We start from the raw sequence: 10316 nt of genomic DNA on the forward strand, positions 1-10316 counted from the left end.
CCGAACAGTTGCAGCTGTTCGACGCCCCGGTTTCCGGGATGGTCTTAGCTACCCATCAGGGTGCTCAGCAGGAATGCAATTGCCCAGATCAGCTGCGGCAGTGTCGTGATCACTGCTACGGCGATCTGGGCTTTCTGCTTCCTGTCAAGGCCTCGCCGCCGTCGAGGCTGACGATGGTCTTTAGCCATTGCCCAGTCACCTCCTCTCAACGCAACCGCTCCCCAGCAGGAATACAGGTGTCCCGGGGTGGCGCCGTGGAGGCATCCCTATCGTCCCACTGGGCACAGTCATTTCCGGTGGAGATGTGAGGTCGCGCGATAGAGACATATGCGTGCAACGGGGATAGTGCACACAACGATGGTGACTGCTATTCGACTACGTCAATCGACGCTGTCCGAGCGCATGAGGGGCGCATCGTGTTGCTGAGGCAGCGAGTCGCCGTTGTGACGGATGTGCTTGGCGGGGCTGACTTGCGCATGCGGATAGGTTATGACGATGTGGATAGGTTAATAAGCTATCCGGATGCGAATAACCTATCCGGATGCTCATAACCTATCCGTGAATGTGCTGAACGAAGTGTTCGGCGGGGTACAGACAGAACTCAGGGCTGGAACCCGTGCAGATCTGCGCGTGGGGAATGCAACGCGACCCGCGAGGTACGGATAGGGGGTGAGACTGCGGCGCCGGAGCCTGTCAATTTTTCTGTGTATGGGGGTTAGAGGTAGGGGGTGATTCGGTCGGGGTAGGCGGTGGTGAGTTGGGCGAGGGCTTGTTTCCAGTTGGTGGTGGTGTGTCCTTCGATGAGGCGGGTGTGTCCTGTTCGTTTGTTGGGGGGTTTGCCAGCGTCTGCGAGGCGCTGGGCGGCTCGTTTGTCTTCGATGTCGCAGATGGCGAGCCACAAGAGTTTGACGGCGGCTTCTTCGCTGGGGAAATGCCCGCGGTTCTTGGTGATTTTGCGTAGCTGGTAGTTCAAGGACTCGATAGCGTTGGTGGTGTACACGACGCGGCGCAGCATGGGCGGGAACGCCAAGAACGGCGTGAAGCGCTGCCAGGCGCGCTGCCAGGTGGCAACCGTTTGGGGGTAGCGCGCTCCCAGGTCGCTGGCCGCGAAGTCCTCCAGCGCCCCTCGGGCGGTTTCCTCGTTGGGCGCGCTGTACACGGCCTTGAGAGCCGCGGCGACGCTCTTGCGGTCCTTGTAGGACACGAAACGCATGGAGGCGCGGATTAAGTGAACGACGCAGGTTTGGACCATGGACTGGGGCCAGGTCGCTTCGATGGCTTCAGGCAGGCCAGTAAGTCCGTCGCAGCACACGATCAGGACATCGCGTAGGCCTCGGTTGGCCAGCTCGGCGCACACGTGGGCCCAAAAGGAGGCGCCTTCATCGGCTTGGACCCAGATGCCCAGCACATGCTTGACCCCCTCCATGTCCACTCCGACCGCCAGGTGAGCGGCCCGGTTCTCCACCCTGTGATCGCATCGGACTTTGATGCGGATCGCATCCAGGTAGATCACCGGGTAGAACGCTTCTAAGGGGCGGTGCTGCCACTCCAAGACGGCCTCGCACACCGCGTCAGTGATCGTAGAAATCGTCCCAGCGCCCACCTCCACGCCCAGGGTGGAGGCCAGGTGATGGCGGATATCGCGTACCGTCATCCCCCCGGCATACAAGCTGATAATCATCGAATCCAAACCATCAAGGCGCCGCTGTCCTTTACGCACCAGGCGCGGGGTGAACGAGCCCGCCCGGTCCCGGGGAACCTCGATCTCGAAGGCTCCCACCTCCGACATCACGGTCTTCTTCGTCGTGCCGTTCCTCGTGTTCGAGCGCGCCTGCCCACTGGCCTGGCCCTTCTCATACCCCAAGTGCTCGGTCAGCTCCGCGGCCAACCCGCGCTCCAACGCCTCCTTAAGCAACGCCGGCAACAAGCCCTCGCTACCCGTCATCTCCACCTCGCCAGCATCAAGACGCTCAAACAACGCATCCAACGCCCCCGAGCGACGAAGCTCCTCCACCGTCTCACGCCCACTAGCGCGAGCCACAACAACATCATCATCATTCATCATGCATCAATCCTTTCAAACAAAAGACGGATACACAGACAATTAAACACGCCTCGGCGCCGAGCGCAGCTTGTCGGATGGACACCAGAAAGCGGACAGGCCTGCGGCAATGTGAATTCTCGTGGGGCATCGACGACACGAAGTGCCCTTGAACCTCATCTCCGGCACGGATGTGAGACGGGCGCTGTCACAAACTCCCGTTACGTGGACCGCCCCTGCGTGACCTGCGTGAAGGTGGAGATACTGGGGTCATGAACGCACGAACGAACATCGCCCGTCGCATGTGCGGGTCCATTCGTGCCCGAATGTGCAGCTGACGCCGACGTCCACCATTCCCCAGGCTTCCACCCGCCACCACACCGGCAGCCAACGCGCGCCCAGGCGGGTCAGTGCCCCAACACGAGAGTCCCAACGTGCCCTTCTCTGACGACGACTACGCCTGTCCCTGCACCCACGATCACGAGCCCACGCTCCTGTCCTTCGAGGTCATGCCCCCGCGCAAGCCCTCCCTCGAGGCCCCCTTCTGGGACACGGTCGACCGTCTCCTCCAGGTCCGCCCCGACTTCATGTCCGTCACCTACGGCGCCGGCGGCAAGGACCGCCACAACGCCCGCTCAACGGTCCAGCGCCTCGTGCGCGACACGCCGATCCAGCCGATCGCGCACCTGACCTGCGTCGGTAACTCGACCTCAGAGGTCGTCTCCACCGTCTACGACTACCTCGACTCGGGCGTGCGCACCTTCCTCGCTCTGCGCGGTGACCCGCCCGTCGGGCAAGAAGACTGGACCCCCGGACCCGGTGGCGTCGCCAGCGCTACGGAACTCATCCACCTCATTCGCACCGTCGAAAAGCGCCGCTGCGACGCCCACCCGGGCGAGGCCCTACGCTCCGCCTTCAAGCCTCTGACGATCGCGGTCGCCGCATTCCCCGCCGGTAACCCCGCCGCCGGGACGACCCAGCAGCAGGAGGTCGAGCGCCTCCTCGTTAAGCAGGCAGCGGGCGCTTCCTTCGCGATCACACAGCTCTTCTGGGAGGCCGACGTCTACGCGTCCTTCGTCGAGCTAGCGCGCCGCGCCGGCGTCACCATCCCGATCGTCCCGGGCCTGCTGCCCGCGACCGACCCGGCCCGCCTGCGCCGCGTCCAGGACCTGACCGGCATTGAGGTCCCCGAATACCTTCTGACGACGCTGGCCGACTACCCCCACCAGGATGCGCGCGACGAGTTCGGCGCTGTCTTCGGCTCGCGCCTCGTCCACTCTGTCCTGGACGCGGGCGCCCCCGGCGTGCACCTCTACACCTTCAACAAGGCCAAGCCCGTCCTCGACATCCTTGCCCTCATGGGCGTGACGCCGGACCCGCAGTGGTCCCCGACCTCACACCCCTTCACGCGCAACTGAGCGCACCCCTTCAATCCACCCCGCGGCCGGGTGCGGGCCACGCCCGCGTGCGCCGCACGAGTAGCACACCCAAGGAGAACACCATGTCCGCTGCCCCCGCGCAGTTCCCCACCGCCACGATCCTGGCCTATCCCCGTATCGGCCGCGGCCGCGAGCTCAAGCGCGCCCTCGAGGCCCGCTGGGCCGGGCGCATCACCGAGGCCGAGCTGATCCAGGCCGCCAACGATCTGCGCAAGGAGAACCTCGCGCGCCTCGTCGAGCTCGGCCTGAACCCCTCCGACGCGTCCCTGGCCGACGCGCCCTCCCTGTACGACCACGTCCTGGACGCCACGATCCTCCTGGGTGCCATCCCGCCGCGCTTCGCCGGCCGGGCGGGCCTCGACCTCTACTTTGCGCTCGCCCGCGGCGACGACAAGGTCGGCCCCGAAGAGATGACGAAGTGGTTCGACACGAACTACCACTACCTCGTTCCCGAGATCGGCCCCGACACGCCCCTGCGCTTCGCCGACGACACGATCACCCGCCGCTTCACCGACGCCCGCGAGTGGGGCTACGTGACCCGCCCCGTCCTGGTCGGCCCCGTCACCTACCTGGCCCTGGCCAAGGCCGACCCGGCCACCCCCGACTTCGACCCGCTCACCCGCATCGACGAGGCCGTGGACGCCTACGCGCAGGCCCTGGCCTCCCTGCACGCCGCGGGCGCCCCCTGGGTGCAGCTCGACGAGCCGGCCCTCACCTCCGACAACCTCTCGCGCAGCCGCGCCGAGCTGGGGGAGCTTGCGGCCCGCGTCTACACGCGCCTCGCCGCCGCGACCGAACGCCCCCAGATCCTGCTCACCACCCCCTACGGCGACGCCTCCCGCGCGGCGGGCGCCCTCGCCAAGACCGGCGTCGAGGCCCTCCACGTCGACACGCTGCGCGGCTCGCTACCCGAGGGCGCGGACCTGTCCGGCGTCACCCTCGTCGTCGGCGCCGTCGACGGCCGCTACATCTGGCGCGCCGACCTGGCCCAGCTGCGCGAGACCCTCAAGGCGGCGCAGGCCCTGGGCGCCGCACGCGTCACCGTCGCCACCTCCAACTCCCTCCAGCACGTGCCTCACGACACGGCGCTGGAGACCTGGGATGACGCGACGCTCAATGAGAACCTGCATGCCTGGCTGGCCTTCGCCGACCAGAAGGTCGCAGAGGTCGTCACCCTGGCCCGCGGCCTGGACGAGGGCTGGGAGGCCATCGACCCCGAGGTCGCCGAGGCAACCCGCGTCCTCACGCAGCGCGCAGCCGCCCCCGGCGTCGTGCGCCCCGAGGTCCGCGCCCGCACCGCCGCCCTGACCGAGGCCGACCGCACCCGCGAGCCCTACCTGGAGCGCGAGGCCGCCCAGACCGAGCGCCTGCACCTGCCCCCGCTGCCCACGACGACGATCGGCTCCTTCCCGCAGACCACCGAGATCCGCAAGGCCCGCGCCGCCAACGCGCGCGGCGAACTCTCCGACGCGGACTACGAGGCACGCATGCGAGAAGAGATCGCCTCCGTCATCAAGCTGCAGGAGGAGCTGGGCCTAGACGTCCTGGTCCACGGCGAGGCCGAGCGTAACGACATGGTGCAGTACTTCGCTGAGCTGCTCGACGGCTTCGCGGCCACACGCAACGGCTGGGTCCAGTCCTACGGCTCGCGCTGCACGCGCCCGTCCATCCTGTGGGGCGACGTCTCCCGTCCCGCCCCCATGACCGTGGGGTGGACCACTTACGCTCAGTCGCTGTCCGACAAGCCCGTCAAGGGCATGCTCACCGGCCCCGTCACCATCATCGCGTGGTCCTTCCCGCGCAACGACCTGCCGCTCGGCGAGATTGCCGACCAGATCGGCCTGGCCCTGCGCGACGAGGTCGCCGACCTCGAGGCCGCCGGTATCGCCGCCATCCAGGTCGACGAGCCCGCCCTGCGTGAGCTCCTGCCCCTGGACGCCGACCGCCACGCCGACTACCTGAACTGGTCCGTGGGATCCTTCCGCCTGGCCACCTCCTGCGTGCGTCCCGACACCCAGATCCACACCCACCTGTGCTACTCCGAGTTCGGCCAGATCATCGACGCCATCAAGGGCCTGGACGCCGACGTCACCTCGATCGAGGCGGCGCGCTCCAAGATGGAGGTCGTCCCCGAGCTCGCCGAGGCTGGCTTCGACCACGGCATCGGCCCCGGCGTGTGGGACATCCACGCCCCCCGCGTGCCCAGCACCGAAGAGCTCGCCGAGCTCATCGGACTGGCCGCTGACGCCGTGCCGGTCTCGCGCCTGTGGGTCAACCCCGACTGCGGCCTCAAGACCCGCGGCTACGAGGAAACGAAGGCGTCGCTGGACAACCTTGTCTCCGCTACTCGACAAGTGCGTGCCCAGCGCGGCCTGGAGAGCTGAGGCTTCTTCTAGGCGATAGGTGAGGGGCGGGACCCGTTGGTCCCGCCCCTTTCCGTCTGCCCACCTCACGGACGCCACTGTTACACAGTCTCATTGTACGGACGCCGTGTTGCCCGGATGGAAACCGTCCGACAGACTAGAGCCATGACGACCTTCGCGAACCCCATGTGCTGCCCCTGCGGTGGCATGATGTCGCGAATGTGTATGTGATTGACGCCCCAGATACCCCTGTCAATCACCGCCGCAGTGATATACCCACGCCGATAGTGGGAGTGCGGCCCCGAAGAATCGGATACACCCATGACCCTCGTCAACACCCCCGCCTCCTCCGTCCGCGCCGCCGACGACCGCCCCACCTCCTACGAGGACTTCCTTGACGTCCTCGCCGGCCTGCGCCTGAGCTCCTCTCGCATCGACATCGACATCGACCGCGGCCAGGTCACCCTCGACGGCAGCGACGCCGGGCTCTCTGCCAAGGAACACGACCTCCTGGCCCATCTGGCATCCAACGCCGACCGCGCCGTCACCCGCGACGAGCTCTTCGCGTCCGTGTGGGCCGACTCTGAACTCGGAGCCGACTCGCGCACCGTCGACGCCCACATCCGACGCCTGCGCAAGAAGCTCTCCATCCTGCCCGACCTCATCTCGACGGTGCGCGGCCAAGGCTACCGCTTCAACTCCACGCCTGCGGTGCGCGTGCGCGTCACCCGCCCCGTCGCCCTCGCCGCCTGATCCCCTCCGCGCCGCGGCCCCGCCGCCGCACCCCACCCGGCCACCGCCCGCACGGCCCATGCTTCAATCCGGGGCGGCTCCCATCCCGGACACGCGCCCGCGGACAGCAACAAAAGAGAGGGGCCACGGCCTCGTCCATCGAAGCCGCGCCCCTCTGCGACGCTGAGCCCTCTCTTAGATCACGAGCCGCGTGATCTCAGAATCCAACGGCAGCTCCTCCACGTGCAGGGGAGAGGCCTCCATCCGATGACGCAACCCGTTGATATCATCCGGGTTCGTCAGATCAATACCCACCAGGGCCGGCCCCAGCTCGCGGTTATTCTTCTTCGTGTACTCGAAGTGCACGATATCGTCCGCGGGACCCAGCACATCCTCCAGGAACATGCGCAGCATGCCCGGCTGCTGCGGGAACGTCACGAGGAAGTAGTGACGCAGCCCCTCGTGGCGCAGAGAACGCTCCATGACCTCCGCGTAGCGCGTCAGGTCGTTGTTGCCGCCCGACACGACGCACACGATCGCGCCGTCGGAGCGGCCCAGCAGGGCCTTGCGATCCGCCGGATCCGTCAGGTACACGTGAGCGGCCGTCGAAGCGAGGGCGCCTGCGGGCTCGGCGATGACGCCGTCGGATTGGTACAGCTCCAGCATTTCCGTGCACACCGCGCCCTCGGGCACAACCAGCACACAGTCGACGAACTGCGAGGCGATATGGAAAGGCAGCGCGCCCGCCCGGCCCACCGCCGTACCGTCCACGAAGGGATCGACCTTCGCCAGCGACATCGGCTGACCCGCCTCCAGAGCAGCATGCATGGACGCCGCACCCGTGGGCTCCACGCCGATGATTCGCACCTCCGGGCGGTTCGCGCGCAGCCACGTCGCGATGCCCGCCACGAGGCCGCCGCCACCCACGGGGACCAGCACGGCGGCAGTGTTCTCGGGCATCTGCTCCTCAAGCTCCACGCCGATCGTGCCCTGCCCGGCAATGGTGTAGGGATCGTCGTAAGGGTGAACGTAGGTGCGGCCCGTCGCGCGCGCCGCCTCCTGCGCCAGCGCGTTGGCACGGTCGAAGGTGCCGTCCACAATCACCTGCTCGACCCACGTCCCACCGATCGTCGCGATGCGGCGGCGCTTCTGGCGGGGCGTATTCGAGGGCAGATAAATTGTTCCGCGCACGCCCAGGTGCGCGCACGCGTAGGCCAGGCCCTGAGCGTGGTTACCGGCCGACGCACACACGACGCCGCGCTCGCGCTCGGCGGGGGACAGGAGCGACATGCGGGCGTAGGCGCCGCGCACCTTGAAGGAACGGCACTTTTGCTGGTCCTCACGTTTGAGCAGAATATCGACGCCGGCCTCGGAGGAGAGACGCTCGGAGCGCTCCAGGTTCGTGCGCACGGCCACCCCGTCGAGGGCGGCCGCGGCCTGCTGGATATCCTTGGGCGTGGTCACGTGAGAACTAGCGGGCATGAAAACTCCTTCCAATACCCCTCCAGTGTAGTAGTCGCCACCGCCGGTGCGACCCACCCAACCGTATGACGAGTCGCGCACTACCATGGGGAGCGTGAAAACTCTGAAAGATCCCCTGGTCTGGATCGACTGTGAAATGACTGGCCTGGACGTCGAGCGCGACGCCCTTATCGAGGTGGCGGTTGTGGTCACCGACGGCGACCTGCGGATCGTCGACCCCGGCATGGACGTCCTTATTACGCCCCCCGAAGCCGCCCTGGAGAACATGAACGACTTCGTGCGCGCCATGCACACCTCCTCCGGGCTGCTCGAGGACCTCAAGACCGACGCCGTGTCGATGGAGGAAGCGACCGAGCAGGTCCTGTCCTACATCAAGCGTTTCGTGCCTCAGGAGGGCAAGGCGCTCCTGGCGGGCAACTCGGTGGGCACCGACAAGATGTTCCTCGAGGCGAACATGCCTTCCGTCATCAACCACCTGCACTACCGTCTCGTGGACGTGTCCTCCATTAAGGAGCTTGCTAAGCGCTGGTACCGTGCGGCTTTCGCCGAGTCGCCGGATAAGCACGGCGGCCACCGTGCCTTGGCCGACATCCTCGAGTCCATCCAGGAGCTGGAGTACTACCGTCGCGTTCTCTTCCCGGCTGAGCCGGTGACGACGGAGCGCGCACGTGAGGTGGCTCGCGAGGTCGTCGCTCTCGGCATTCCCACCATGGGCGAGGCGGCCGAGGCCTGATTCCTCGTCCTATTCGCGTGAGGCGGCATCCCGGTGCGGGGTGCCGCCTTTTCGCATGCGTGCACGGGGTTCGCGCGTCCACAGGCACCGATGGGTGTCGGGGATTATCCACAGGGGCCGCGTCGGTGCGTCGGCTATCCACAGGCGCTCTGCGTTCGCTTGCTGGGAGGGCAGGCACGGGGGTTTCCTGGACGCATCCGGCACTCGCCGGGGACAAGCGGAAAGGGAAGCAATGATGCAGGATATTTCGACGACCCTGAAGGGGCGTATCGGCTCGGTCCCGACGATGAAACACATCAAGGGAGACACGTGTGTGACGACGTTTCGCCTGGCGATTCCCCGCTGGCGTTTTACGGTCGATGCGCGCACGGGCAACGCCTCCTACGTGGAGGACGGGGCCTACTGGTACACGATTGAGACGTGGGACAAGCTGGCCGACAACGTGGTTCGCTGCTGCTGCAAGGGCGATCCGGTGATCGTGGTGGCCCGACCTGTCCCGAACGCGTGGGTGGACGCGAACGGGCAGATTCGCTCCTCCATCGTCTTCCGGGCGAGCGCGGTCGGGCACGACATGGCGAAGGGCACGTCGCGGTACACGAAGAACGGGGCTCATTCGACGCAGGAGCCGACTGCCGGCAGCCCGGACGATCCTTTTTCGACGAGGCAGGGGCAGGCCCTGCCCGATGAGCGAGGGAACGGGGCGGCGGGGTTCGCCCCCGCGGAGCTGGGGGAGCCCCACGGTGAGGGCACGACCGACGCGCGGGGAGCGGAGCCCAAAGGAGCGGGTGAGCCAGCCTGTGTGTCCGTCGATGCACCAAGCGCTGCGCCCGGTGACGATCGGGGAGTGCCGTCCCTTGCGGTCCAGCCCGACGTTGAGGCTCACGCGAATGACGGGCGCGGGCCCGCTGAGCGCTCTGGCCCCCTCCTTCACATGCACGACGGGTCCGAGGAGCAGTCCTCGGACCCGTGTATGAGCGCGGTGTCGCGCTTTGATTATTCGGCTGTGGAGCACACCCCGGAGCCACCCGATGAACAGGAGGGGGATGTGCTGGGCGACTGTTAGGCGGGCGCGTGAGCGATGATCACCTGCGCGATGGCGCTAGGGCCGTCGTGGCTGATGGAGACGAAGACGCGCCAGGTGGAGGCCGCCCCCAGCGATTCCTCGCACGCGGCCCCGACGCGGCCGTGCAGGGCGATCGCGGGGCGATCCCACTCGTCGTGGACCACCTCAATCTCGCGCCAGTCCACGTCGTCGGTGCCGATGAGGGGAGGGCGGCCATAGAGGGCGCAGGACCACGCCTTGACGAAGGCCTCCTTCGCGGCCCACAGGCCGCCCGCGTGACGGGCCACTGCCTCCTCGAAGCGGGCGGAACCGGGCTGTGCGCCCGAGGTGGCGGCGGCGCGGGCGCGGACCCGGCGGGCCTCCCGGGGCGTCAGCACGCCCGCTAGGAAGGCCGAGCCCGGCTCCCTCACCTGAGCGGCAAACTCAGGGAGGGACACCAGGTCAACGCCGAGCCCGCGCATCG

At 67.2% G+C, this 10316-nt stretch carries 8 protein-coding genes; 5 read left to right on the top strand and 3 right to left on the bottom strand.

Going from position 1 to position 10316, the window contains the following annotated elements:
* Positions 1-715: 715 nt before the first annotated feature.
* The gene (locus tag QU663_RS04560) at positions 716-2065 is read right to left on the bottom strand and encodes an IS256 family transposase (protein ID WP_304990692.1); all 1350 of its coding nucleotides are present in this window, start codon (positions 2063-2065) and stop codon (positions 716-718) included.
* Positions 2066-2475: 410 nt separating this feature from the next.
* On the opposite strand from QU663_RS04560, the gene QU663_RS04565 reads away from it, so the two are divergent.
* The 3 genes from QU663_RS04565 to QU663_RS04575 all read left to right on the top strand — a co-directional run bounded on the left by QU663_RS04565 (position 2476) and on the right by QU663_RS04575 (position 6596).
* The gene (locus tag QU663_RS04565; RefSeq protein WP_021611381.1) at positions 2476-3459 is read left to right on the top strand and encodes a methylenetetrahydrofolate reductase; all 984 of its coding nucleotides are present in this window, start codon (positions 2476-2478) and stop codon (positions 3457-3459) included.
* A gap of 83 nt (positions 3460-3542) precedes the next feature.
* Positions 3543-5864, top strand: coding sequence for a 5-methyltetrahydropteroyltriglutamate--homocysteine S-methyltransferase (metE, locus tag QU663_RS04570; protein ID WP_304990693.1), 2322 nt, complete (start codon positions 3543-3545; stop codon positions 5862-5864).
* Positions 5865-6164: 300 nt separating this feature from the next.
* Positions 6165-6596, top strand: coding sequence for a winged helix-turn-helix domain-containing protein (locus QU663_RS04575; RefSeq protein ID WP_021612676.1), 432 nt, complete (start codon positions 6165-6167; stop codon positions 6594-6596).
* A gap of 174 nt (positions 6597-6770) precedes the next feature.
* Here QU663_RS04575 and ilvA read toward each other — a convergent pair whose 3' ends face one another.
* Positions 6771-8057, bottom strand: a complete 1287-nt coding sequence (gene ilvA, locus QU663_RS04580) for a threonine ammonia-lyase IlvA (RefSeq protein ID WP_034481292.1) — start codon at positions 8055-8057, stop codon at positions 6771-6773.
* 136 nt (positions 8058-8193) lie between these two features.
* Between ilvA and orn the strand changes: the two genes are divergently transcribed.
* On the top strand, positions 8194-8790 hold the full coding sequence (gene orn, locus QU663_RS04585; protein WP_034481288.1) for an oligoribonuclease: 597 nt from the start codon (positions 8194-8196) through the stop codon (positions 8788-8790).
* A gap of 232 nt (positions 8791-9022) precedes the next feature.
* On the top strand, positions 9023-9853 hold the full coding sequence (locus tag QU663_RS04590) for a single-stranded DNA-binding protein (RefSeq protein ID WP_021611854.1): 831 nt from the start codon (positions 9023-9025) through the stop codon (positions 9851-9853).
* Here QU663_RS04590 and QU663_RS04595 read toward each other — a convergent pair.
* Entirely contained in the window at positions 9850-10314 is a 465-nt protein-coding gene (locus QU663_RS04595) for a holo-ACP synthase (RefSeq protein ID WP_296492677.1), read from the bottom strand. The two genes, QU663_RS04590 and QU663_RS04595, sit on opposite strands and share 4 nt — an antisense overlap.
* Between the last annotated feature and the right edge of the window lie 2 nt (positions 10315-10316).

Origin of the sequence: Schaalia sp. HMT-172 (genome assembly GCF_030644365.1) — a bacterium.
Lineage (GTDB): Bacteria > Actinomycetota > Actinomycetes > Actinomycetales > Actinomycetaceae > Pauljensenia.